The following is a 24,144-nucleotide window of genomic DNA, read 5'->3' on the forward strand; positions in this document are numbered from 1 at the left end:
GGACGTGCCCATGATGCACTCGCCGCCAGGGCTTTTCATCCATGGGCGGATGAAATCGGCGTCAGCCGGCGCGCCTCAGTAGAAGTCGTAGTACAGCGCCCATTCGCCGCTGTCCCGGTGCTTCCAGAACATCAGGCTGCCACTGTCCACCACGTTGAGGTTGATCTTGGCGTCGGAGGAAATCTGCATCACGAACTCGAAGCCTTCGCCCGGGTCGATCCCCGACTGGCAGAACGATGGGTAGCCCCCCAGCTTGTGTTCGTAGCAGTGGGTGGTCAGGTCGTAGTAGCTCTCGATGCGACCGGAGCGTTCCAGTTCGAGGATTTCCAGCTCCAGGTCCCGGGGCACGCCGCCGCCGTCCCACAGCGGATAGTCGGCGGGTACCACCTCGGCCTTGAGTGGGAAGGGCTTGAGAAAGGCCTTATCGGCCGTCAGCTCCTTGCGCACCAATGCGTCCTCGTCACGGTATTCGCGCACCAGCCAACGCTCGCCCATGGGTTCGAGCTCATCGGGAAAGGGGTTGGCGATGAACACCGTGAGTACCTTGACGCCTTGCAAAGGCGGGCTGCGAAAGGGCAGGGAGGGCAGGTGGAACTGGGCGAAGGGCAGCAGGGTTTCCCCCGCGCTGTTGCGTGGCAGCTCTTCGTCTTCGCGAAACAGGAAGACTCGGCCCAGCCAACTCTCTTCATCGCTATGGCTGGGGCGAAAACCGCCGGCGGTGAACTTCAGCGCCGGTTTGGCCAACTGGCGCTGGATTTCCTGGATATCCATGTTCGGGCGTATTTCCTTGTCTTGGTAAGGGGACTGGCGCGCTCGTCGGCAAGGCCACCCCGGCCGTTTCTCAGCCTTCACGGCCATGGGCCGCGTTGGCCAGTTGCTGGGTATCGACCCGTACGAACAGCGAGTCGCCGATGGCCGTGAGCACGTCGCCGGCATACACCTCGCACACCACCCGGCTCTTGCGCGCGACTTCACCTTCGACCCGGGCGCGCAGGGTCAGGGGCACGCCCATGGGGGTCGGCTTGATGAACTTGATCCCCAGGTTGCCCGTCACGCAGTCGATGCGCGGCAGGCTGCCCGGGGTCCGCTGTTCGTTGCGGTAGTGGTAGGCCATGGCGGTCCAGTTGGAGTGGCAGTCCACCAGCATGGCGATCAGGCCGCCATACACCAGGTCCGGCCAGCCGCAGTACTTGGCTTCGGGCAGGTGTTCGGCGACCACATGGACACCGTCCTCGTGCCAATGGCTCTTGATGTGCAGGCCATGGTGGTTGCTGCTGCCGCAGCCGAAGCAGACGCCCTCGGGCGCGGTGGTGTCTTGCAGGGAAGTCGCGTGCATGGTTGTTCTTGTCCTTGACGATGGTCTGGCGGGTAGCGCGGTCGGCCATGATGCCCGTGGTGGTGCCACAGGCCAAGGTCTGCGGCGGCGCCGGGAAAGGATTTGCGCCAGCGTCCTTGTGACGCATTGATTGCGGCGGATGTCGTAGTGCCTCGGGGTTTGCCAAGGGCGCTGCAGCCAAGACAGGCTGATGCCGTAATGATATTCTTGCGCTGAATCGGTTCATCGTTTGTGCAAAAATATGCCCCCTGTGCTTTGCTTCAAATGGCCTGAACGGGTCCTTTGCAAGCGTGCGGGTGTCTCTGGCAAACCTGCCGAGCGTAATGTCAGGCAGTGTCCATCCACCTTCCTTGGTGGAATCCGACCCTTTTTCCCTGCTGGTTCCCGCGAAGGCGGGTACCGCCGTTGCCCGTCGATTCGGCGCCAGCGGCACATGGAAAGGAGCAGGGCGGCTGCCTGTCGGCTGTGTCCCGTGACGAGCCCCGAGTAACAAGTGTCACTCATGTAGCTGAGCCAACAACGACAAGAAGTCAGCACCGGAGCGATATAAAACTGAGGTCGAGCGCGTTTCGTCGGCCCTTGTGTGCCCACCCCCCAGTTCTCATGAATGCGTTCATCCAGGACCTGCGAAATGCCTGTTTCGCACCCTCCGGGATTCACAGGATCGAGGATCGGGCGGCGGATGGCGTTCTATCGTAGGTACTACAGAATGTTGAAGAAAGTGAACACGGCCCTCATCGGGCTGGCGATGTCGATAGGGCTGACGACCGCCCATGCGGCCGAGCCAAAAAAAGTGGATGTGCTGCTGATCGGCGGCGGCATCATGAGTTCGACCCTCGGCGTCTGGCTCAACGAGCTGCAGCCGGACTGGTCCATGGAGATGGTCGAGCGCCTGGATGGCGTGGCCGAGGAAAGCTCCAACGGCTGGAACAACGCCGGTACCGGCCACTCGGCCCTGGCCGAGCTGAACTACACCCCTGAAGGCAAGGACGGCAAGATCGAGATCGCCAAGGCCATCGAGATCAACGAAGCGTTCCAGATCTCCCGCCAGTTCTGGTCGTGGCAGGTCAAGACCGGCGTCCTGAAGAACCCGCGTTCGTTCATCAACTCCACGCCGCACATGAGCTTCGTCTGGGGCGATGACAACATCAAGTTCCTCAAGGCTCGCTACGAGGCCCTGCAAGCCAGCCCGCTGTTCAGCGGCATGCAGTACTCCGAAGACGCCGAGCAGATCAAGAAGTGGGTTCCACTGATGATGGAAGGGCGTGACCCGGCGCAGAAGATCGCTGCGACCTGGAGCCCGATCGGCACCGACGTCAACTTCGGCGAGATCACCCGCCAGTTCGTCGCCCACCTGCAGGCCCAGCCCAACTTCGCCCTGAAGCTGTCCAGCGAAGTAGAAGAAATCGAGCGCAACCAAGATGGCTCGTGGCGCGTGACCTACAAGAACCTCAAGGACGGTTCGAAAACCGAGACCGACGCCAAGTTCGTGTTCATCGGCGCTGGCGGCGGCGCCCTGCACCTGCTGCAGAAATCGGGTATCCCCGAGGCCAACGAATACGCCGGTTTCCCAGTGGGTGGCTCGTTCCTGGTGACCGACAACGCCAGCGTTGCCGAGCAGCACCTGGCCAAGGCCTACGGCAAGGCTTCGGTCGGCGCGCCACCGATGTCCGTACCGCACCTGGACACCCGCGTCCTGGATGGCAAGCGCGTGATCCTGTTTGGCCCGTTCGCCACCTTCTCCACCAAGTTCCTCAAGGAAGGTTCGTACTTCGACCTGCTGACCAGCACCACCACCCACAACATCTGGCCGATGACCAAGGTGGGCATCGAGCAGTACCCGCTGGTGGAATACCTGGCCGGCCAGCTGATGCTGTCGGATGACGACCGTTTCGCGGCGCTCAAGGAATACTTCCCCAACGCCAAGCAGGAAGACTGGCGCCTGTGGCAGGCCGGCCAGCGCGTGCAGATCATCAAGCGTGACGAAGAGAAGGGCGGCGTGCTGAAACTGGGCACCGAGATCGTCGCTTCCCAGGACGGCAGCATCGCCGGCCTGCTGGGCGCTTCCCCGGGCGCTTCGACCGCCGCGCCGATCATGCTCAGCGTGCTGCAGAAAGTCTTCAAGGACCAGGTGGCCACTCCAGCCTGGCAGGAGAAGCTGAAGCAGATCGTACCGAGCTACGGCACTGCCCTGAACGACAGCCCTGAGCGTGTGGCCAAAGAATGGGCCTACACCGCCGAAGTGCTGCAACTGACCCCGCCGCCACCGGTCAAGGGTGCGGCTCCTCAAGCGCCGGCCAGCCTGGCCAAGCCTGAAAGCAACCCAGCGGCCGACATGGCGCTGTAAGCCCCGCTCCCGCCCGCGTTCGCCGGGCGGGACATCGCCGATGCCCTTGGCATCGGCTGGCTGTTCCGATTGCGGTGGCGTATCGCTGCCGCAATGGGTCAGCAAACTCCCCAAGCCTTTCCCATCTTGCCTTGCCTCGCCATGCGGCGATGCGCCCCTGCGCCTGCGTGAAGGGGTATCATGGCGCGCCCGCTCCCGGCGGACATGCCCCAACCCTCGGAGTCACCGCCCAGATGTCCAGTATCACCCTGTTCCAGGCCCCGCCCGCCGAAGCCATCCAGAGCCAGATCCAGCAGATGGTGGTGGACTACATCACCGATATCAGTGCGGTCGCCATCGCTCCCAGCAATCCGCTGTACAACCTCTACCAGTACGGCGTCGGCTACGAGGTGCACCTGTACCTGCAGGCCATGGACGGTTCCCGGGATCTCGCCGTGGAGTTGCTGGTGGCCAGCGACCCGCTGGACCCGGAGCAGGTGCAGGGCTTCTTGCTCTACCTGCCGCTCAAGGACGACCCCGAGGCTTGCGCCGTGGCCTATATGGCGGTCCGCCAGGACCTGCGCCGCCAGGGTATTGCCCGGCAAATGCTTGCGGCGATGCGCGCACGCTATCCCCATGCCGAGCTGGCCTGCAGCCCGGCCAAGCTCCAGTGCTTCGAGGCCCTGGGGTTCCAACTGCTGGGCGCCCGTGGCCCGCAGGTGCTGATGAACACCCGCGAGCATGGCAGCGATGGCTTGCTGGCAGTGCTGGATGTGGCGCCGATCTACAACTCGGTGGAGGTGCGGCAGATCCATGCCTACCTGCTGGCGCAGCATGGGCGCAAGGCGATGATCGAGGCGGAGAAGAAGCGCGACCGCCACCTCGACCAACTGACCCGCCAGGCCCAGGAGCTGGTGCGCGAGCGCCTGGGCGAAGCGGCCTTGCACCGCTCTCGGGCACCGCGCCTGGTCTGACCCTGTTCCTTGCGGCCGCTGCGCGCCCGTGCGCAGCCTGCGACAGCGGCTACACGAAGCCTCAACGCATGGCTCCTGTAGCCGCTGTCGAGCCCCGGCGAGGCTGCGCCAAGGCCCGCAGGGCCTTCGGGTGGTGCTGGATAGAAGGACTTGTACCGCTGCTCTGGCCTGGATAATCTCGCATAAACACGCAGAAACGGGCATGAACATGCAAAACCTGCATTCCACCGCTGAACTGCCGTCCCTGCGCCGGCAAAAGATCCTCCTGCTGCTGGAGCGCGACGGCAAGGTCATGGCCGCCGAGCTGAGCCGGCATTTTTCGGTCTCCGAGGACACCATCCGCCGCGACCTGGCGGAGCTGGATGCCGCCGGCCTGGTGCAGCGGGTCCACGGTGGTGCGCTGCCCCGGCCCAGGGACAGCGGCAAGGATTATTTCACCCGGGTGGGCGAGACCGACGCGGTGAAAATGCACCTGGCGCAGTTCGCCGCACAGTGGGTGCAGGAGGGACAGACGGTGTTGTTCGACTCCGGCTCCACCACCTTGCACATTGCCCGCTCGCTGCCCCGGGACATCGGCCTGACCGCGGTCACCGCCTCGCCGCTGATCGCCGTGGCCCTGGCCGAATACCCCAGGGTCCGGGTGATCCTGGCCGGCGGCCAGCTCAACCCGGCGACGCTGGCGGCCAGCGGCCATGAAGCGCTGCGGATGCTCCAGGGGATCAAGGCCGACCTGTTGTTCACCGGGGTCTGTGCGATCCACCCGCAGATCGGCATCAGCTCCCTGCATTTCGATGAAGTGTCGATCAAGCAGGCGATGTTCGACAGCGCCGCGCAAGTCATTGCCGTGACCACCGCCGACAAGCTCGGGGCCATGGAGCCTTTTGTCGTGGCGCCCTGCAACCGCCTGCACCGGCTGGTTACAGAGCAGGAAGTGGCGAGCGCGGAGCTCGAAGGCTATCGACAGCAGGGAGTCGAGGTACTGCAGGTCTGACTCCAGGCAGTTACCAGAGCAGGGCTTCTACTTCAGCGAACCTGTCCGCCACTTTCTTGCTGGCTCATCCACTGCGCCATCTGCCGCAAGAGGCTGCTGAAACCGGCATCGGCGGGACTTGTTGCTTCGGCGGCTTGGCGGAACTCGTCGATGACTGCCTTCATTGCGGGTAGTGCCGCACAAACAACTGGGCATGTTCGTCCAGGCTGCGGGGCCAGCTCGGTTCCTGCTCCGGGCGCAGCAGGTTGGTCGCGCGAAGGAGCTTGCGCGAGGCCTCGCGTTGCAGGCGCAGGGCCTGCCCAGGCGTTGAGGCGTGGTCGAGGCGCGTGGCGTAGTCGTTCAGCACTGCAAGAAAGTCACCGTTCACCGCCAGGGCTATTTCCCGGCTGGGCTTGAACGGGGCGAAGCGCTGGCGCAGGTCCTCGCCCAGCAGGCAGCGACAATGATGCTTGAGCCAATAACCCCAGCTGGGGCGATTGTGGCTGGCCAGGACTTGCTCCAGGTGGCCGATATCGAAATCGATCTTCGACACCTCGGGGTGCCGCGCCTGCAACTGCAGGCGCAGCTGTTCCAGCTCATCGAGCAGCCCTGGGGCAGGTGGCTGTCGCAGGATGAGGGTCAGGTCCAGGTCGGAGATTCCAACCCGGGCCTCGCCCCGGGCCAGGCTGCCGTACAGGTAGAGGCTGTGCAGCGATGGCTGGTCCAGGCTGTGGCACAGCTCATCGAGCAAGGCACTGAACTCGGGTTGCAGGGGCGGCTCGGCAGGCAGCTTGATCGAGCCTTCGGTATCGACGCCGAACGTACTGGGCATTTGCATGGGATGGCCTGTGAGAAAAAACCAGCGCCAGCTTAACAGGCTACGGCAGGCCGCTTGGCGCCTGCCGCAGTCCTGCATCGCTCAGTTCTTGAAGGTCGAGTGCTTGTGGCCCTGGTCGCACAGGGCAAACACCACCACCAGCGCCGCGGCGATGGCCAGGATGAACACCACGCCGTCGGTGGAGTGGGTCGCCGAGGCGGTCACCAGCGACAGTGCGCCCAGTGGAGCCAGGCCACCGGCGATGGCGGTGCCGATCTCGCGCCCGGTGCCGAAGCCCGAGGAGCGGGTCGCCGTGGGGAACTGGCGGCTGAGGAACGAGCCCTGCGGCGCGAACATCATCGGTGCCAGGAGGCCGGTGCCGACCCCGATGGCCAGGTAGATCATCAGGCTGTCGCCAGTATTGAGCAGGGCCAGGAACGGGTAGGCGAACAGCACCGAGAACAGGCCGCCGAGCACCAGGACGGTCTTGCTGCTCCACTTGTCGCACAGCCAGCCGAAGAACGGTACGGCGACGATGGCCACCAGGCTGGCGATGGTCACCGACAGCGAGGTCACGTGCACATCGACATGCTTGTACTGGGTCAGGTAGGCCAGGGAGAAGGTCTTGAAGATGTAGCTCAGGGCGTTGTAGCCGATGGCCACGAAGAACACCACGGCCAGGCCCTTGAGGTCGTTCTTGAACAGTGCCTTGAGCGGCGAGGCCTGGGCCTTGCGGCTCTGCTGGTCCAGTTCCTTGAACTGCGGGGTTTCCGGAATGCTCTTGCGCACCCACAGGCCGACGCCCACCAGCACGATGCTGCACACGAAGGGAATGCGCCAGCCGCCGGCCAAGAGGAATTCGTTGCCGTTGATGGTCAGCAGGTAGATGGTCAGCGACGACAGCAGCAGGCCCAGGTTCAGCCCCAGTGCCGGCCAGGCGCCCTGGCTGCCGCGCTTGCCTTCGCTGGCGTGCTCATAGGAGGTGACCGCCGCGCCGGACAGTTCGGCGCCGGCACCCAGGCCCTGGATGATGCGGATCGCCACCAGGATGATCGGCGCCCAGATGCCGATCGAGGCGTAGCTGGGAATCAGGCCGATCAGCGCGGTGCACACGCCCATCAGGCAGAAGGTCAGCACCAGCACCTGCTTGCGCCCGAACTTGTCGCCCAGGTAGCCGAACAGCACACCGCCGAAGGGGCGGGCGATAAAGCCGATGGCGAAGGTGGAGAACGACATCAGCATGGCGCTGTTGGGGTTGCTGGTGTCGAAGAAGATCTTCGAGAAGACGATCGCCGCCATGGTGGCGTAGAGGTAGAAATCGTACCACTCCAGCATCGAGCCGAAGATGGTGGCCGCCGCGACCTTGCGCAGGCGTTTCCTGGTTTGCTGTGGGGTTTGCGCTGCAGTAATGCTGGTTTCAACTGCGGTCATCGGGTGCATCCTCTTGGATCATTGTATTTATTGTCGGGTGACACGAGCACGCGACCCTGCCGGCGTCGCCGAGGCGCCGGGCAACGCGTGTGCCAGGGTGTTTCAGTCGGCCTGGAAGATCCGGTCGGCGATCATCGAGCCAATGGGAATCGCCGAGGTGGCGGCGGGCGAGGGCGCGTTGCACACATGCAACATGCGCGAGGTTTCGGCGAACAGGAAATCGTGGACCAGGCTGCCATCGCGCATCACCGCCTGGGCGCGGATGCCCGCTTCACAGGGCAGCAGGTCGCTGACTTCCAGGGACGGGCAGTACTTGCGGCACTGCTCCAGGTAGCCGGACTTGAACAGCGAGTTCTTCATCTCGGTGGTGCCGGAGCCGAGGTTCTGCCAGATGGTTTTCCAGAACCCGGGGAAGCTGGCGTACTGCGCGACGTCGCGCCAGTCGATGGAGAACTTGCGGTAGTTTTCCCGGCCCAGGCCCAGCACCGCGTTGGGGCCGACGGTGACGCTACCGTCGATCATGCGGGTCAGGTGCACGCCGAGGAACGGCAGTTCCGGGTCGGGGATCGGATAGATCAGGTGGTTGACGATGTCGTTCTTCGCCGCCGGCAGGCGGAAGTACTCACCGCGGAAGGGGATGATCTGGTGATCGATCTGCACCCCGGCCAGGGTCGCCAGGCGGTCGGACTGCAGGCCGGCGCAAGCCACCAGTTTCTTCGCCCGCCAGCTGCCGCCATGGGTGCCGACGCTGACGCTGTCGGCGTGCTCCTGGATCGCGGTGACGGTCTGGCCCAGGCAGATCTCGCCACCGGCGCGGCGGATCACCCGGGCCATGGTGTCGCACACCTGGCGATAGTCGACGATGCCGGTGGCGTCGAGGAACAGCCCGCCCAGGCCGACGATGTTCGGCTCGCGCTGGCGCAGTTGCTCGGCATCCAGGCGCTCGACCTTCAGGCCATTGAGTTGCGAGCGCTGGTACAAGGCTTCCATGCGCTGCACTTCCAGGGCATTGGAGGCCACCAGCACCTTGCCGCAGACCTCGAACTTGATCCCATGCTCGGTACAGAACTGCTTGGTGGCCTCGGCGCCGCGCTTGCACAGGTCGGCCTTGAGGCTGCCTGGCGCGTAGTAGATCCCGGCGTGGATCACGCCGCTGTTGTGCCCGGTCTGGTGCTTGGCCAGCACGCTTTCCTTTTCCAGGACCACCAGCGAAGCGCCGGGCTGGCGCTTGAGGATCTCCATTGCCGTGGCCAGTCCGACGATGCCGCCGCCGATGATGCAAAAGTCGTAGATCATGGTTCCAGGTGTCCGTATCAGTCTGGTTATCAGGTTGTCAGACTAAGTAGTCCGATAAAAACCGCAGGCTCGGCCTGCGGTCTGGCGCATTAGGGTCAGTCGAGGGTAGGCAACTCCAGGCCCAGGCGCTTGGCCGAGGCACGCAAATGGGCATCGGCACAGCCAGCGGCAGCCTGGCGGTCACCGGCGGCGATGGCCTGGTACAGCGCCTGGTGCTCCTGGGCCGCATCGGCCGAGCCGCCGACCAGGCGCAGCGCCGAGTTTTCCCAGGCCGTCTTGCGGGCACTGGCCAGCTGGCTGCGCAAGAAGTCGTGGAAGGCCACGAAGTAATCGTTCTTGCTGGCTTCGGCGATGGCCCGGTGGAACGCTACGTCGGCCAGGGCCGCCGCTTCGAAATCACTGCGCTTGTCGTGCATTTCCTGTAGCGCGGCCTGCATCCGTTGCAGGTCGCCGGCATCCCGGCGCTGGGCGGCGATCGACGCGGCCTGGGTCTCTATCCACAGGCGCATCTCGAACATCTGCGCCAGGTCCGCCAGGCGTCCTTCGCTCTGGGGGAAGCGGAACACCGTGCCGGCCGGGGTCTTGGAGATGTACGAACCCAAGCCACGGCGGGCGATCAGCACGCCATCGGCCTTGAGCTGGGCGATGGCCTCGCGCACCACCGAGCGGCTGACATTGAGCTGTTCAGCCAATTGCTGTTCGGTGGGCAGGCGCGATTCGGGAGCCAGTCGACCGGAGTCGATCTCGTTGCGGATGGCGTTGACGACCCTTACGACCAGAGAGTCGGGGCGCTGGAGTTCGAGCATGGGTAAACCTTGTAAGTCAGGTTGTCAGACAATAGCCGTGGCGAATTTTTCCTGTCAAGAAAAACCCGTGACAAGGCGCCGCCTCAAGCCGTCAGGCGACAGCCGAAAATCAGGTCGTCGAAATCCTCGCCGCCCAGCTGGAAGGCCCGTTCGTCACGGCGCAGGAAGGCGAAGCCGCATTTCTCCAGGACCTTGCAAGATGCTGCATTACCGTCGGTGACCGTGGCGATCAACTGCTTGATGCCCAGGGTGTGCCGGGCGTGCTCGATGACGGCGCGCAGGGACTCCACGGCCAGTCCCTTGCCTTGATGCTGCGGGCGCAACAAGTAGCCGACCTCGGCCTCGGCGGCGTTGCTGTCGCTGATTCGCAGGCCGGTGAAACCCAGGCCCTCACCGCTGTGACGATCGTTGATCAGTAGGCACAGCCAGTGGGTCGAATCCGTATTCCAGTGCGGCAGGCGCGAGGTGAAGCGCTCCTCGATCTGCGCTCGGGAAAGCGGGTCGCAGACATAGCGCAGGTTATCGGGGTCGCTGTGCAGGGCCAGGAACAGCTCCCAGTCATTGGCGGTGAGGGAGCGCAGGTGCAGGCGTTCGGTGTGCAGTTCCAGCATGGAGCGGTCCTTGTCCTCGGGTTGGGCGATGCCCTTACTCTACCGCTTCAGCGCCAGGGGTTAAGAAAACTCTGATCGCGCCAGAGTATTTTTCGCATAAGATCTCGGCCTGATTTCGCAAGGACGGGCAGGTAACCGTGAATTGGGATGATCTGCGGTTCTTCATTGCGGTCGCCAACGCCAGCAACATCACCGATGCCGGACAGGCGCTGAAGGTGTCGGCGGCCACGGTCTCGCGCAAGATCCAGATGCTGGAGCAGGCCTTGCACACGCCGCTGTTCCTGAAGACCACCCAGGGCTATTTCCTCACCGAGGCCGGTCGCGACTTGCTGCCCATGGCGCTCGAGACCCAGGAGCGCCTTGGCCAGATGGAGCGCCAGTTGGCCCGGCCCGGGGCGCGCATGGCCGGGGTGGTGCGCATCGATTGCCCGGAGCTGATGGGCAGCCACCTGTTGATCCCGGCCCTGGCGGCGTTTCGCGCGGGCCATCCAGAGATCCGTTTCGACTTCGTCAATGCCGCGCGCTCGGTCAAGCTCACCCAGAGCCACAGTGACCTGGTGCTGCGCCTGCACCGGCCAGAAGCCGGTAGCAACTTCACCTTGCGCAAGGTCGGCACGCTGACCCAGGCGCTGTTCTGCTCCCCGGGGTATGCCCAGGCCCAGGGGTGTCCGCAAGCGCCCGAAGACTTGGCCCGGCATGGCTTGATCGGCTGGAACCAGGCCCTGGGGCATATGCCCCTGGCCCGCTGGCTGGACCGGCTCAGTGGCGGCCAGCCGCTGTGGATGAGCACCGCCAACCTGCAAGCGCAGCTCCAGGCGGTGCAGGCCGGCCTGGGCATCGCCGCCTTGCCGGTCTATATCGCCGAACCCCTGGGGCTGTGCCGAGTGTTGCCGGATGTCCCGGCGCATCGGGCCGATATCTGGCTGCTGCGCAACCTGGCGACCCAGGGCCAGGAGCGGGTCGAGCAGGTGGTGCAGTTCATCGATCGGGTACTGCACCAGCATGGCCTGCAAGACCACTGAGGCGCGCGGCTCAGGCCGGGCCATTACGCAGGAAGAGCCACGCCGCCACCCCCATCAGTAGCATGCCGAACAGCACATTCTGCGCCTTGAGCAAGCCCGGCCTGGCGCGTAGCAGCGGTTGCAGGCTCGAGCCCAGGCCCGCCCAGAGCAGGTGGCCGAGCAGGTTCACCGCGATCAGCGCGGCGCTCAGCGCCACCACCGCCAGGCTGCCGGCACCGGTGGCCGGGCTGAAGGTGGAGAACATCACCAGCAGCATGACCAGCCCTTGCACGTTGCCCAGTTGCAGCACCACGCCATCGCGGAACAACAGCGCCTGTTCTGGCTCGCCGGGCGTGCGCAGGGGCCGCAGCAACAGGCGCAGGCCGAGCCAGAAAATGTACAGGCTGCCGGCGATCCGCAGGCCCCGCAGCAGTTGTGGCTGCTGCGCCAGGCTGTGGTAGAGCCCGAGGCCCACCAACAGGGCCAGCAGGAAGTAGGTCAGGTCCAGGCCGAGGATGAAGCGCAGGGAATGGCGCACGCCGCTGCGGGCGCCGGAACTGGCCACCATCAGGTTGCCGGGGCCGGCGCTCAGGGCCATGGGCAGCATGGTGGACAACCACAATGACCAGTTGATGTCGTGGATCGGGGGCACGCGCGATTCCTTGGAGGCAGTGCGGATTGCACCGGCGCCAGCTTAAGGCGGCGCCGGGGCAGGGGTTACCGCCAGGAATGCAAAGCGGTTTTTCAAGCCTGCCCGGCCTGCTCCAGGGCGTTGTGCAACCAGTTGCAGAAGCTGCGGGTCAGCGAGCTGCCTTCACTGTCGCGATGCACCAGCCAGGCCCAGGTCGGGCCGCGCACGCTTTGTTCGCACAGCGGCTGCAACTGGCCCTGGACCCGGGCTTGCTGGGCCAGCAGTTGGCTGACCAGGGCGATGCCGTGGCCAGCGCAGGCGGCGTCCAGCAGCAATCCCGGGTCGGAGAAATTCAGGCCGTTGCTGCGCTGGCCAACGTCGGTGCCGCCTTCCACCACCCAGTGGCTCCAGTCCATTTCCCGTTCGCCATGCAAGGTGGTGCGCAGCGCCTGGGGCTGCTCCAGCAGGGACGGGTGGCAGGCCGGATAGAGCTGGTCGCGGTACAGCTCCAGGTAGCTGCATTCGGCCTGGGCGCTGAGGTCGTCGCGGATCGTCACGTCGATGGTCTGGGTGGCCATGTCCGGCGGCTCGAAACTGGTGAACAGCCACAGGTCCACCTCCGGGTGCAGGCGGTTGAATTCGCCCAGTCGCGGTAGCAGCCAGTGTCGAGCGAAGGCCGGGCTGGTGTTGACCACCAGCTGGTTGGGCTTGCGGTACTGCTCCAGGCGGCGAATGCCCACGGCCAGTTGTTGCAGCAGCGATTGGGTGGTGCTGCGCAGGTCATGCCCGGCATCGGTCAGGGTCACGCTGCGCCCGCTGCGGTAGAACAGCGGCTGTTCGAGGAAGGTTTCCAGGCTGCGGATCTGCTGGCTGATGGCCGATTGGGTCAGGTGCAGCTCCTGCGCCGCCTGGTGGAAGCTGCCCAGGCGCGCGGCGGCTTCGAAGCCGCGCAGGGCGTTCAGGGGAGGCCAGTGTTTCAACATTATCGATAAGCCCGGCTAATCAGAATTTCACTAAATCTATCGTTTGTTGCGGGATTTTCAAAGCCATAGCATGGGCACCATTGGTTGCACCGGTAGTGGTTGGCTGATAACAAAACCTTAATCGAGAGGCGCGATTCCCATGCACAGCAATGACAGTCGAAACAGCGGTTGGCGGATGCCCGCCGAGTGGGTGCCCCACGCGGCGACCTGGATGGTCTGGCCCCATAACCAGGACCTGTGGGAGTCGGGCTGGGGCGTGACCCTGGCCGACGTACAGGCGGATTTCGCCCGGGTGGCCAATGCCATCGCACGTTTCGAGCCGGTCAAGCTGGTGGTCGATCCTTCGGCCCTGGAGAGCGCCCGGCGCCACTGCGGCGCCAACGTCGAGCTGGTGGTCCAGGCCGTGGACGACAGCTGGTGCCGCGACTCCGGGCCGAGTTTCGTCTGCCATCCCCAGCACGGGCTGGCCGGCGTCAGCTGGCGCTTCAATGCCTGGGGTGGCAAGTCGGCCCACGAGCTGGACCGCAGCCTGGCCCGGCGCCTGCTGGACCAGCTGGGGCTGGACTGCTTCGGCACCCACCTGGCCAACGAAGGCGGCGCCATCCATGTGGACGGCGAAGGCACCCTGATCACCACCGAGTCGGTACTGCTCAATCCCAATCGCAACCCGGGCCTGGGCAAGGCCGAGATGGAAGAGATCTTCGAGCGCCTGCTGGGGGTGAAGAAAACCATCTGGCTGCCCGGCGATCCGGACTACGTGACCGGCGACATGACCGATGGCCATGTCGATGGCGTCTGTGCCTTCGCCCGTCCCGGCCTGCTGCTGGTGGATGCTACCCATGACCAAGGCTCGGTGTACGCCGACGTGGTGCGCGAGAACCGCCGTGCCCTGGAACTGGCCCGGGATGCCCAGGGCCGCGCCTTCGAACTGGTGGAGCTGTTCGAAGCCACTGCCGCGGTGGACACCCAGGCCGAGGTGTTCTGCGCTTCCTATACCAACTTCTACATCGCCAACGGCGCGATCATCATGCCGGCCTACGGCATCGAGGCCGATCAGGTCGCGGCCCAGGTCCTGGCCAAGGCCTTCCCCGGGCGGCAAGTGGTGCCGGTGCAGATCAACCACCTGGCCCATGGCGGTGGTGGCGTGCATTGCATCACCCAGCAGCAACCGCGCTGGCCACTGGAGGTGTCGGCATGAGCAACTTGACCGTCGCGACGTTGCAGATGCCCTGTACCTGGGACCTGGCGGACAACCTCGAGCGCGCCGAGCAACTGGTGCGCGAGGCCGCGGCCCGGGGCGGGCAGGTGATCCTGCTGCAGGAACTGTTCGCCACGCCATACTTCTGCATCGAACAGCAGCACCGGCACCTGGCACTGGCCGAAGAGTATGGCCAGAGCCGCCTACTCCAGCGCTTTGCCGCCCTGGCCAAGGAGCTGGGGGTGGTGTTGCCGCTGAGCTGGTTCGAGCGGGCCGGTACTGCCTACTTCAATTCCCTGAGCGTGGCCGATACCGACGGACGCCTGCTGGGGGTGTACCGCAAGACCCACATTCCCAACGCCATCGGTTACCAGGAGAAGGAGTACTTCAGCCCTGGCGACACCGGCTTCAAGGTCTGGGACACGGCGTTCGGCCGCCTGGGCGTGGGCATCTGCTGGGACCAGTGGTTCCCGGAAACCGCCCGTTGCCTGGCCTTGCAGGGCGCCGAGGTGCTGCTGTTCCCCACGGCCATCGGCTCGGAACCCGGCGCGACCGACCTGGATTCACGGGATCACTGGCAGATGACCATGCGCGGGCACGCCGCGGCCAACCTGCTGCCGGTGGTGGCCGCCAACCGCGTCGGGCGGGAAGTGGCCCGCAGCGACTCAGGGCTGCACATGCAGTTCTACGGTTCCTCGTTCATCTGCGACCACAAGGGCCGGCTGCTGGCCGAGGCCGACCGCGACACCACCGGCATGCTCCTGCATGAGCTGGACCTGGCGGCCATGGCCGAGGAGCGCCGGACCTGGGGCATCTTCCGCGACCGCCGTCCGGAAATGTACGGGCCCTTGCTGAGCCTCGACGGCCAGCACCTGCATTCACGCTGGAACCCTCGGGAGGCATGAGCATGAACCGCATTGGCATATTGCGCCTCGGCGCGCTGGCACTGGCATTGATGGCCGCGCAGGTCCAGGCCGCGCCTGAAGAAAAGACCCTGCGCCTGTACAACTGGGCCGACTACTTCGCCGAGGACACCCTGGCGCGTTTTACCGCCGAAACCGGGATCAAGGTGATCTATGACGTCATGGAAGGCAGCGAGGTCCTGGAGGCCAAGCTGATGACCGGCGGCAGCGGCTACGACCTGATCTTTCCCGGCGATACCGTGGCCGAGCGCTTGATGCACGCCGGCAGCCTGCAGAGCCTCGACCCCGGCAAGCTGGCACAGATGGACGACATCGAGCCCGGCCTGCAAGCCTTGCGCGTGCAGTACCCCAGGGCCAGCCAGGCCACGGTGCCCTATACCTGGGGCACCATCGGCCTGACCTACAACGCCGGGCAGATCGCCCAGCGCCTGCCCAACGCACCGGTCGACAGCCTGGACCTGCTGTTCAAGCCGGAGCTGGCGGCGCATTTCGCCGATTGCGGGATCTCGGTGATCGACTCGCCCGACGAAGTCCTGGCGGTGGCGCTCAACTACCTGGGACGCGATCCGCGCAGCGCCAAGCCGGCAGACCTGCAAGCGGCTGGCGAGCTGCTGCTCAAGCTGCGCCCCTACATCCGCAAGTTCCAGTCGCAGCCGGTGACCGATCTGGTCAATGGCAACCTGTGCCTGTCCCTGGGCTACAGCGGCGATGTGACCCAGGCCCAGCGCGCCGCCGACGCGGCAGGCAAGAAGGTCGATTTCCAGTACCGCATCCCGCGCGAGGGCACCACGGTCTGGATGGACACCATGGCGATCCCCAAGGATGCCCGGCACCCGGAGTACGCCTATGCCTTCATCAACTTCGTCATGCGCCCGCAGAACATGGCGGCCATCAGCAACTTCACCGGCTACCCCACGGCCAATGCCAAGGCGCGGCCGCGGATCGACCCACGGATGGTGGACAATCCGGATATCTACCCGGATGCAGCGACCTTTGCCCGCCTGGTGCCGGGGCGCGATATTCCCCAGGCCGACATGCGCGCCCGGATGCGCATCTGGACCCAGTTCAAGACGGCTACGATAAAAGCACCCTGAGCCGTTCCACTTCAGGCAATCCCCTTGAGAGAAAGACCGATGTCGACCCGACGCACATTCATCAAACAGGCCTCGCTGCTGGCCGGTTTCGCCGCCGTGACTACCCTGGGCCTCGGCGCCCGTCGGGTCTTGGCCCAAGAACAGGAGGACTGGGTCATGCCCGACGAAGGCGATCGTCACCAGCGGGCCTTCATGGCCTTCGGTGCCCAGGATGCGATCTGGGAAGACTTCACCGGCGGTGTGCAGGAGGCCCAGGGCCGGATCGCCCGGGCGATTGCCGCCCATGAGCCGCTGACCCTGTTCTGCCGCGAGCATGAGCGCGACCTGGCCGAGCAGCTGTGTGGCACTCGCAACGTCACCTATGTGATCACCGAACTGGACGATATCTGGATGCGCGATATCGGCGCCAACTTCGTGGTCGACTCCCGAGGCGAGCTGGGCGCAGTGGACTTCAACTTCAACGGTTGGGGCAATAAGCAGCGCCATTCCCGGGATGCGCGCCTGGCACGCCAGGTGGCCGATGGCGCGCGCGCCACCTACTGGCGCAGCGAACTGGTGGGCGAGGGCGGCGGTATCGAGGTGGATGGCCACGGCACCGGGATCATGACCGAGAGCAGCTGGATCAACCGCAATCGCAACCCCGACTGGAGCAAGGCCGAGGTCGAAGCCGAGCTCAAGGCTTGCCTGGGCCTGCGCAAGATCATCTGGCTGCCGGGGATCAAGGGGCACGACATCACCGATGCCCACGTCGACTTCTATGCGCGCTTCGCGGCTCCCGGGGTGGTGGTGGCCAACCTCGACAACGATCCGGACTCCTACGACTACGCGGTGACCCGCGCGCACCTGGAGATCCTGCGCAACGCCACCGATGCCGATGGCCGCAAGCTCAAGGTGCACACCCTGTCGCCGCCCTTGAATCCGCGCAAGAGCCGCTTCAGCCGGGGCAATGAAGACTTCGCCGCGGGCTACATCAATTACTTCGTGATCAACGGCGCGGTGATCGCCCCGCAGTTCGGCGATCCCGTGGCCGACGCCAAGGCCCACGACTTGCTTAGCCAGCTCTACCCCGGGCGCGAGGTGGTGCAGCTGGATATCGATGCGATTGCCGCAGGTGGGGGCGGGATCCATTGCGTGACCCATCAATTGCCGGCGTTGTGAGGCACTGGCAGGCGAGGGCAAGTGGTCTGCTGTTGAAAGTGGAATTGGCCTGCTACAACGGGCCGCTCGCTGCCTAAGCTGGCGCTCTTCGATATCCCCGGGAAGCCGTGGTCTTCCCGGTTTTTCATGAGGAGAGCGTCATGAGCGAGCAGCAACAAGCGGTAGTGGTACGGGCCATCCAGGCCAAAGATCAGGAGCAATGGCAGGCGTTATGGCTGGCCTACCAGGATTTCTACCAGGTGAACCTTTCGGAACAGGTGAGCCAGCGCACGTTCGAGCGTTTCTTCGATCCCCGGGAGCCGGTGTATTCGGCGGTGGCGGTGCAAGGTGGCGAGTTGGTGGGGTTCGTCAACTCCGTGCTGCACCGCTCGACCTGGGCCACCACGGACTTCTGTTACCTGGAAGACCTGTACGTGGCGCCGCAGGTGCGGGGTGGCGGCACTGGCAAACAGCTGATCGAGTGGGTCCAGGCCTTTGCCCGCCAGCACGATTGCGCCCGGCTGTACTGGCACACCCACGCCACCAACAAGCGCGCGCAAAAGCTCTATGACTGGGTGGCGGCCAATTCGGGATTCATCGAATACCGGATGCCACTCTAACCCCGCGCCGATCCTGGAAGCTCGTGCCGAGCCGTGCGCAGCCTGCGGCAGCGGCTGCACCAAGCGTGTGTGGGTTGTAGCCGCTGCCGAGCTGGCGAGGCTGCGTCCGGGCGCGCAGCGGCCGTAAAAAGGACGATGCGGTCGCCAGGCCGACCCGGTGGCCGCCACGGCTACGCTGGCTGGTTGAACACCAGGGCCTTCAGGCCGCACTGCACGTCGGCATCGGGAAATTCCGGCGGGTTGTCCAGGCGCTGTTCGAAATGCAGCCCTGGCGCGGCTTCGGCCATGCCGTCCAGCAGGAACTCCACGCTGAACGCCGGATCGTTCATGCAGGCCAGCACCCGGCCCGTCGACGTTAGCAACTCTGGCAGGCGTCGCAGCACTCGCGCGTAATCCTTGCTCAGCACAAAGCTGCCTTTCTGGAAGGAGGGCGGGTCGATGATCACCAGATCGTAAGGGCCGCCTTGCTTGACTTTGCCCCAGGACTTGAACAGGTCATGGCCGAGGAAACTCACCCGGCCCAGGTCGTGGCCATTGAGCCGATGGTTGTCGCGACCACGGCTCAGGGCCGCCCGGGACATGTCGAGGTTGACCACTTTCTCGGCCCCGCCGGCGATCGCCGCCACCGAGAATCCGCAGGTGTAGGCGAACAGGTTCAGCACCTTCAAGCCTTGGGCATTGGCCCGCACCCAGTTGCGCCCGTAGCGCATGTCGAGGAACAAGCCGTTGTTCTGCTTGCTGCCCAGGTCCACCCGGTAGTCCAGGCCCTCCTCGGTGATGATGCAGGACTCCACCGGCTCGCCCAGCAGCCATTCGCCGAGGCTGTCGGGCAGGTAGCGGTGTTGCAGCATCAGGCTGGTGGCGCCGCTGGCCTGCCATTGCGCGCTGGAGCCCAGGGCCACCAGCAGCTGCTTCAAGGCCGCCAGTTCCTCGGCTTGTACTTCCTTGAACAGCGACACCAGCACCACCCCTTGCAGCCAATCCACGGTCACCTGCTCCAGGCCCGGCCAGCAGCGTCCACGGCCGTGGAACAGGCGCCGGGTTTCGCTTGGGGCGTTGGCCAGGGCGTCCAGCAGGTGTTGGTTGAGGGTGGCGAGGGCTTGAGGATTCATCGGCGCGACCGGCAATTTTTCGGGGCGGCATTTAACCACAATTGTTGGCCGGCGCGGCTCAGTCGAGGTATTCCGGGCGGCCCATGGCTCGCCATTGCGCCAGCCGGCCATCGAGCACCGGAGCGAGCAGGTCGTAGTTGCTCCAGCTGTTCTCCACTCGGTAGATCGTATCGGGGATGGGCGCCAAGAGCTGCTCATAGTCGTCGCTGTAGCGGACGTTGCTGTCCTTTCCCGCATAGTAGGCAGCAGCGAAGGCATTGCCTTCGGCGTTGAAGTCTTCGTCGTAGAGCCTTTCATCGAGCATCTTGAACAGGAACTCACGGCCGTCGAGTTTGCGCGAGCGCAGCTGCGCCAGTTCCTCGGCGGCGTTTTCTTCAAGTTCTTCGCTGGCAAAGCCGTTGAGCAGCATCCAGGCCAGGAACAGGCCGATATGGGTGGCCCCGGCGCTGGGTGGCAGGTCGCTGGGAAAATCACCGCCGTAATGCCAGGAGGCGTCGTCATATTTCATCGGGCACGGGTCCTTGTGTGCAGGCGATTCAAAGAAGGGTGTTTTCCCATTTCTCGGTGCCGGCCAGGCGGCGCTTGACGTTGTCGATCCGCCATTGCCCGGTCACCCGCTTGACCAGGAAACGGTACTCGTAGCGCAGCCTGCGCGAAGCAGGGTCGCGGATCAGTACTTCGGCCTGGCTCGGCTTGAGCAGCTGGCAGGCCAGTAGTTCGTGGTCCTTCGAGTAGGTGGTGGGCGAGCCATAGCAGGAGCGGGTGTAGGCCCTGTCGCGCAGGGTGCAGAAGCGCTCCAGCAACTGCCGGGGCTCGGCCCAGAAGTCCTGGTCCAGGCCGTCGCGTGCCTGGGCCTTGCCACGCCGCTCCCAGGCCTCCAGGGCCAGGGTATAAGCCCGCACCTGGGTGACCGGGTCGGCGCTGCTGTCGCCGGCGGCCGGCAGTTCCGGCCAGGGCAGGTGCGGCGCGGGCGCGCTGGGTTGCTGGGCGCCGGCCCCGGCTTGCGCGAGCAGGTGCATGATCCGCTCGTGGCCCTTGTCTTCGGCCAGGGACCAGGCGTTGCGCTGCTGGAAGTCCAGCAGGTGGGCATCGGCCCCGGCCTGCAGCAGCAGGCTGACCATCTCGGCGTGGCCACCCTGGGCGGCATTCATCAAGGCACTGCGCCGCAGGTCCGGGGAGACCTGGTCGAGGGCCGCGCCGTGTTCGATCAGCAGCTTGGCGATGGCGCAAGCGCCGTTGCCGGCAGCCCAGGACAGCGAGCTGTAGCCCAGGGCCTTGCAGGGTTGTTGTGGGTCGGCGCCCCGTTGCAGCAGCAATGCCACGGCGGGCAGGCGCCCGGCGATGGTGGCCGCCAGCAGGGCGGTGCGGCCGGTACCCTTGTGCTTCCATTCGATATCCGCGCCGGCATCCAGCAGGCGGGTCAGGGTGGCGAGGTCGCCGCGGGCGGCGGCTTTTTCCAGAAGGTGGGACAAGGTCGGGAATCCGTTCGATCAACAAAAACTCGGGGGCAATGGTAACGCCGCGATACCCGGGTTCGCCATGTCGGCGTCAACGTGGACGCTGCGCGGGGCCTTGCGTAGGATGGCGCCTTCGCCGGCATGTCCCTGTGCCGTGCAGGTGCCCCCGGCCTTTGCCCGTTGCCGACAGACCACTTTCCAAGCAGGAGTCCCGGATGTTCAACGCCATTGTGATCGACAAAGACACTGCAGGTTATCGCGCCGATATGACGCGGCTGGAAGAGGCCCGGCTACCCGCGGGCGAGGTCAGTGTGCAGGTTGCCTACAGCACGTTGAACTACAAGGACGGCCTGGCGATCACCGGCAAGAGCCCGGTGGTGCGCCAGTTCCCCATGGTCCCCGGCATCGACCTGGCGGGCACCGTGGAGTCCAGCAGCCACTCTCGCTTCCGGGCTGGCGACCAGGTCCTGCTCAATGGCTGGGGCGTGGGCGAAAGCCATTGGGGCGGGTTGGCGCAGAAAGCCCGGGTGCAGGGCGACTGGCTGATCCACCTGCCGCAAGCCTTCACCCCGCGCCAGGCCATGGCCATTGGCACGGCCGGCTACACCGCCATGCTCTGCCTGATCGCCCTGGAACGTAACGGCCTGCGCCCGGGGCAGGGCGAGGTGCTGGTCACCGGCGCCAGTGGCGGGGTCGGCAGCTTTGCCGTGAGCTTGCTGGTACGCCGGGGGTACTCGGTGATCGCCGCCACCGGCCGCCCGGAAGAGGCCGACTACCTGCGGCAACTGGGCGCCAGCCAGGTGATCGAACGTGCCGAGCTGTCGCAGCTGGGACGACCACTGGCCAAGGAGCGCTGGGTGGCGGCCATCGATTCGGTGGGCAGCCATACCCTGGCCAACGTCTGCGCCGGTACCGCCGCCGATGGCCTGGTGGCCGCCTGCGGGTTGGCCCAGGGCATGGACTTTCCGGCCTCGGTGGCACCTTTCATCCTGCGTGGGGTCAGCCTGCTGGGCATCAACAGCGTGACCCGGCCCTACCAGGAACGGGTCCATGCCTGGCAGCGGTTGGCCACCGAGGTCGACCTTGAGCACCTGGAACTGATCACCCGCGAAGTGGCGCTGGGCGAGGCCATCGAGGTTGCCCATGAGCTGCTCGCTGGCACGATCCGTGGACGGGTCGTGGTCGATGTGAACCGCTGATCCCTCGCTGGCCGCGTGTGCCCACGGTAGATCCGAGTGGAACACCCGGCCGGCAAATTCCCCGGGTCCTTTCGCGGCTCTTTCGCATTCCTGATTCGAGGTTGCCCGCTCCATGTCCATTGCCCCCCAGCGACCGCTCTGGCAGGTGTACCTGATCTTCCTGCTGCCCATGGTGCTGTCGAATTTTTTGCAGTCTTTCTCCGGCACCCTCAACGGGATCTACATCGGTCAGTTGCTGGGGACCCAGGCCCTGGCGGCGGTGTCGGGCATGTTCCCCATCCTGTTTTTCTTCATCGCCCTGGTGATCGGCCTGGGGGCCGGGGCCTCGGTGCTGATCGGCCAGGCCTGGGGCGCCCGGGAGCTGGATGCGGTCAAGTCGGTGGCCGGCAGCACCCTGTTGCTCGGGGCCATGATCGGCCTGGTGGGGGCGCTGCTGGGCATGCTCTTCGCCCGGCCGGCGCTGCAGGGCCTGGGCACCCCGGCGGACGTGCTGGATGACGCGGTGGGTTATGCCCGGGTGATGATGCTGATCTTGCCGTTGCTGCTGGTCTTCGTGCTCTTCACCCAGTTGCTGCGAGGGGTCAGCGATACCCTGTCGCCGTTGCTGGCGCTGATCGTCTCGACCCTGGTGGGCCTGCTCCTGACCCCGGCGCTGATCCAAGGCTGGCTGGGCTTGCCACCCCTGGGAATCCAGAGTGCGGCCTTCGCCGGGCTGGCCAGCAACCTCATCGCCATGGGCTTTCTGGTCTGGCGCCTGCGGGGCCAGCCCCATCCGCTGGCTTTCGACCGGGCACTGTTCGCGGCGTTGCGGCTGGACCGGGCGATCCTGGCCAAGGTGCTGCGCATCGGCCTGCCCACCGGGGTGCAGATGGTGGTGATCTCGTTGTCGGAGCTGGTGATCCTGGCGCTGGTCAACCACCACGGTTCCCAGGCCACCGCGGCCTATGGCGCGGTGACCCAGATCGTCAATTATGTGCAGTTCCCGGCGCTGTCGATCGCCATCACCGCCTCGATCCTCGGGGCCCAGGCCATCGGCGCCGGGCGCCTGGAGCGCATCGCCCCGATCCTGCGCACCGGGCTGCTGATCAACCTGTGCCTGACCGGCGCCCTGGTGCTGCTGGGCTACCTGGTTTCCCACTGGCTACTGGGGGTGTTCATCATCGACCCGACGGCCCTGGCCCAGGCCGGGCACCTGTTGCACATCATGCTCTGGAGCCTGCTGGTGTTCGGCTTCCAGGCGGTGGTCGGCGGCATCATGCGCGCCAGCGGCACGGTGCTGATGCCGGTGGCGATCTCGATCTTCTGCATCCTCGGCGTGCAGTTGCCGGCGGCCTACCTGCTGGATGCGCAGTTCGGCCTGCAAGGGGTGTGGATGGCGTTCCCGGTGGCCTACCTGGCGATGCTGGTACTGCAGGTCAGCTACTTCAAGCTGGTTTGGCGCCACAAGCAGATCCAGCGCCTGATCTGAGCCCCGGCTTCAGCCGTTCCCGGGCTGGCGTCGGTCCCGCCAGCCACAGACCACCAGGTACAGCAGCGGGCCGATGGAGACGAACACGGCGGTGAGCAGCAGGTAGGGCCATACCGAACTCGCCGATCGTCCACGGGCGCGGGCATCGCGCAGCATCCACAGTCCGGCCAGGATGGCCATCAGGTACAGGTCGATCACCACTTGCGCGGTGTCCGGGCGCGACATCAGCTGCAGGCCGAACTGCAGCAGCGATTGCTCGGCCTGCAGCAGGGTGAACAGGGTGTAGCCGCTGAAAGCCAGCAAGGCCAGGAGCGCGGGGTAGGGGCGGGGCATGGGTGTTCCTCGATCAGGGGCGGTGGGCATTGGCGAATCGCGGATGCCGGGTTCGCCAGTCCAGCAGCAGGTAGCCCAGGCCGGCACCCGCGCAGGCATGGATCAGTCCCTGGGACAGCAGCGAATCGAACAGGTACAGCGGGTGCTCTTGCAGGCGGTAATGCAGCCCGGCATGGATCACCGCGAACCCGGCCAGGGCCCGCCGGGTACTGTGCCGCAGGCTATCCCGGGGGTGTCCGGCCAGGGCCATCAAGGCGACGCCCAGGGGCACGTGCAAGGCGATGAACAACTGCTGGGCCAGCGCCGGTTCGAGGTCGCGCAGGCCATAGAGCAGGCGCCATTCGGCCCGGGCCACGGCGTCCAGTTCATGGCCGGCGAACAGCGCGACACAGAGCATCCAGAAGGTGGTTTGCACGGTAAA

Annotated in this window: 24 protein-coding genes and 1 pseudogene; 11 read left to right on the forward strand and 14 right to left on the reverse strand. The window is 65.4% G+C overall.

Annotated elements, in window-relative coordinates; all coding sequences use genetic code 11:
• Positions 1–75 precede the first annotated feature (75 nt).
• Positions 76–771, reverse strand: a complete 696-nt coding sequence (locus H7A76_RS20555) for a DUF1963 domain-containing protein (RefSeq protein WP_185700190.1) — start codon at positions 769–771, stop codon at positions 76–78.
• Between the two features lie 70 nt (positions 772–841).
• Positions 842–1,336, reverse strand: a complete 495-nt coding sequence (locus tag H7A76_RS20560; RefSeq protein WP_185700191.1) for a PaaI family thioesterase — start codon at positions 1,334–1,336, stop codon at positions 842–844.
• Between the two features lie 709 nt (positions 1,337–2,045).
• Between H7A76_RS20560 and mqo the strand changes: the two genes are divergently transcribed.
• From mqo to H7A76_RS20575, 3 genes are all read left to right on the forward strand, one after another.
• Complete coding sequence (gene mqo, locus H7A76_RS20565) at positions 2,046–3,683, forward strand: malate dehydrogenase (quinone) (protein ID WP_185700192.1); 1,638 nt, start codon at positions 2,046–2,048, stop codon at positions 3,681–3,683.
• Between the two features lie 233 nt (positions 3,684–3,916).
• Positions 3,917–4,636 carry a GNAT family N-acetyltransferase gene (locus H7A76_RS20570; protein WP_185700193.1) on the forward strand — a complete coding sequence of 240 codons (720 nt, stop codon included), beginning with the start codon at positions 3,917–3,919 and terminating at the stop codon, positions 4,634–4,636.
• Between the two features lie 208 nt (positions 4,637–4,844).
• On the forward strand, positions 4,845–5,627 hold the full coding sequence (locus H7A76_RS20575) for a DeoR/GlpR family DNA-binding transcription regulator (RefSeq protein ID WP_185700285.1): 783 nt from the start codon (positions 4,845–4,847) through the stop codon (positions 5,625–5,627).
• A 32-nt stretch (positions 5,628–5,659) separates the two neighbouring features.
• Here H7A76_RS20575 and H7A76_RS20580 read toward each other — a convergent pair.
• The 5 genes and pseudogenes from H7A76_RS20580 to H7A76_RS20600 all read right to left on the reverse strand — a co-directional run bounded on the left by H7A76_RS20580 (position 5,660) and on the right by H7A76_RS20600 (position 10,567).
• A pseudogene (locus H7A76_RS20580) lies at positions 5,660–6,444 on the reverse strand (nucleotidyltransferase domain-containing protein).
• Positions 6,445–6,525: 81 nt separating this feature from the next.
• Positions 6,526–7,854 carry an MFS transporter gene (locus H7A76_RS20585; protein ID WP_185700194.1) on the reverse strand — a complete coding sequence of 443 codons (1,329 nt, stop codon included), beginning with the start codon at positions 7,852–7,854 and terminating at the stop codon, positions 6,526–6,528.
• Positions 7,855–7,956: 102 nt separating this feature from the next.
• Positions 7,957–9,150 (reverse strand): L-2-hydroxyglutarate oxidase, encoded by a 1,194-nt coding sequence (gene lhgO, locus H7A76_RS20590; protein ID WP_185700195.1) that lies wholly within the window; start codon positions 9,148–9,150, stop codon positions 7,957–7,959.
• Positions 9,151–9,245: 95 nt separating this feature from the next.
• A complete protein-coding gene (locus H7A76_RS20595; protein ID WP_185700196.1) occupies positions 9,246–9,956 on the reverse strand; it encodes a FadR/GntR family transcriptional regulator in 711 nt (236 codons plus the stop codon).
• 83 nt (positions 9,957–10,039) lie between these two features.
• Complete coding sequence (locus tag H7A76_RS20600; RefSeq protein ID WP_185700197.1) at positions 10,040–10,567, reverse strand: GNAT family N-acetyltransferase; 528 nt, start codon at positions 10,565–10,567, stop codon at positions 10,040–10,042.
• A gap of 137 nt (positions 10,568–10,704) precedes the next feature.
• Here H7A76_RS20600 and H7A76_RS20605 point away from each other — a divergent pair, with 137 nt between their 5' ends.
• Positions 10,705–11,589 carry a LysR family transcriptional regulator gene (locus tag H7A76_RS20605; protein ID WP_185700198.1) on the forward strand — a complete coding sequence of 295 codons (885 nt, stop codon included), beginning with the start codon at positions 10,705–10,707 and terminating at the stop codon, positions 11,587–11,589.
• Positions 11,590–11,599: 10 nt separating this feature from the next.
• On the opposite strand, the gene H7A76_RS20610 is transcribed toward H7A76_RS20605, so the two are convergent.
• Both H7A76_RS20610 and H7A76_RS20615 read right to left on the reverse strand, forming a co-directional pair.
• Entirely contained in the window at positions 11,600–12,220 is a 621-nt protein-coding gene (locus tag H7A76_RS20610) for a LysE family transporter (RefSeq protein WP_185700199.1), read from the reverse strand.
• A 92-nt stretch (positions 12,221–12,312) separates the two neighbouring features.
• Positions 12,313–13,182 (reverse strand): LysR family transcriptional regulator, encoded by an 870-nt coding sequence (locus tag H7A76_RS20615; protein ID WP_185700200.1) that lies wholly within the window; start codon positions 13,180–13,182, stop codon positions 12,313–12,315.
• Between the two features lie 139 nt (positions 13,183–13,321).
• Between H7A76_RS20615 and H7A76_RS20620 the strand changes: the two genes are divergently transcribed.
• From H7A76_RS20620 to H7A76_RS20640, 5 genes are all read left to right on the forward strand, one after another.
• Positions 13,322–14,380, forward strand: a complete 1,059-nt coding sequence (locus tag H7A76_RS20620; protein ID WP_185700201.1) for an agmatine/peptidylarginine deiminase — start codon at positions 13,322–13,324, stop codon at positions 14,378–14,380.
• Entirely contained in the window at positions 14,377–15,285 is a 909-nt protein-coding gene (gene aguB / locus H7A76_RS20625; protein ID WP_185700202.1) for an N-carbamoylputrescine amidase, read from the forward strand. The genes H7A76_RS20620 and aguB overlap by 4 nt, the downstream gene beginning before the upstream one ends.
• 2 nt (positions 15,286–15,287) lie before the next feature.
• Positions 15,288–16,397, forward strand: a complete 1,110-nt coding sequence (locus H7A76_RS20630; protein ID WP_185700203.1) for an extracellular solute-binding protein — start codon at positions 15,288–15,290, stop codon at positions 16,395–16,397.
• 39 nt (positions 16,398–16,436) lie between these two features.
• A complete protein-coding gene (locus H7A76_RS20635) occupies positions 16,437–17,555 on the forward strand; it encodes an agmatine/peptidylarginine deiminase (protein ID WP_185700204.1) in 1,119 nt (372 codons plus the stop codon).
• A 140-nt stretch (positions 17,556–17,695) separates the two neighbouring features.
• A complete protein-coding gene (locus tag H7A76_RS20640; RefSeq protein WP_185700205.1) occupies positions 17,696–18,154 on the forward strand; it encodes a GNAT family N-acetyltransferase in 459 nt (152 codons plus the stop codon).
• A gap of 170 nt (positions 18,155–18,324) precedes the next feature.
• On the opposite strand, the gene H7A76_RS20645 is transcribed toward H7A76_RS20640, so the two are convergent.
• From H7A76_RS20645 to H7A76_RS20655, 3 genes are read right to left on the reverse strand one after another with little or no spacing between them, the layout of a single operon-like run.
• Entirely contained in the window at positions 18,325–19,266 is a 942-nt protein-coding gene (locus H7A76_RS20645) for a class I SAM-dependent methyltransferase (RefSeq protein WP_185700206.1), read from the reverse strand.
• A 58-nt stretch (positions 19,267–19,324) separates the two neighbouring features.
• A complete protein-coding gene (locus tag H7A76_RS20650; RefSeq protein ID WP_185700207.1) occupies positions 19,325–19,774 on the reverse strand; it encodes a hypothetical protein in 450 nt (149 codons plus the stop codon).
• A gap of 28 nt (positions 19,775–19,802) precedes the next feature.
• Positions 19,803–20,738, reverse strand: coding sequence for an ankyrin repeat domain-containing protein (locus H7A76_RS20655; protein ID WP_185700208.1), 936 nt, complete (start codon positions 20,736–20,738; stop codon positions 19,803–19,805).
• Between the two features lie 200 nt (positions 20,739–20,938).
• Here H7A76_RS20655 and H7A76_RS20660 point away from each other — a divergent pair, with 200 nt between their 5' ends.
• Together H7A76_RS20660 and H7A76_RS20665 are read left to right on the forward strand one after the other, a co-directional pair.
• Positions 20,939–21,922 carry an MDR family oxidoreductase gene (locus H7A76_RS20660; RefSeq protein ID WP_185700209.1) on the forward strand — a complete coding sequence of 328 codons (984 nt, stop codon included), beginning with the start codon at positions 20,939–20,941 and terminating at the stop codon, positions 21,920–21,922.
• 112 nt (positions 21,923–22,034) lie between these two features.
• Positions 22,035–23,390, forward strand: coding sequence for an MATE family efflux transporter (locus H7A76_RS20665; protein WP_185700210.1), 1,356 nt, complete (start codon positions 22,035–22,037; stop codon positions 23,388–23,390).
• A gap of 9 nt (positions 23,391–23,399) precedes the next feature.
• Here H7A76_RS20665 and H7A76_RS20670 read toward each other — a convergent pair whose 3' ends face one another.
• Together H7A76_RS20670 and H7A76_RS20675 are read right to left on the reverse strand one after the other, a co-directional pair.
• The gene (locus H7A76_RS20670) at positions 23,400–23,723 is read right to left on the reverse strand and encodes a DUF2834 domain-containing protein (RefSeq protein ID WP_185700211.1); all 324 of its coding nucleotides are present in this window, start codon (positions 23,721–23,723) and stop codon (positions 23,400–23,402) included.
• A 13-nt stretch (positions 23,724–23,736) separates the two neighbouring features.
• The gene (locus tag H7A76_RS20675; protein WP_185700212.1) at positions 23,737–24,138 is read right to left on the reverse strand and encodes a DUF6713 family protein; all 402 of its coding nucleotides are present in this window, start codon (positions 24,136–24,138) and stop codon (positions 23,737–23,739) included.
• Positions 24,139–24,144 lie beyond the last annotated feature (6 nt).

The organism is Pseudomonas sp. MSSRFD41 (assembly GCF_014230245.1).
Classification (GTDB): Bacteria; Pseudomonadota; Gammaproteobacteria; order Pseudomonadales; family Pseudomonadaceae; genus Aquipseudomonas; species Aquipseudomonas piscis.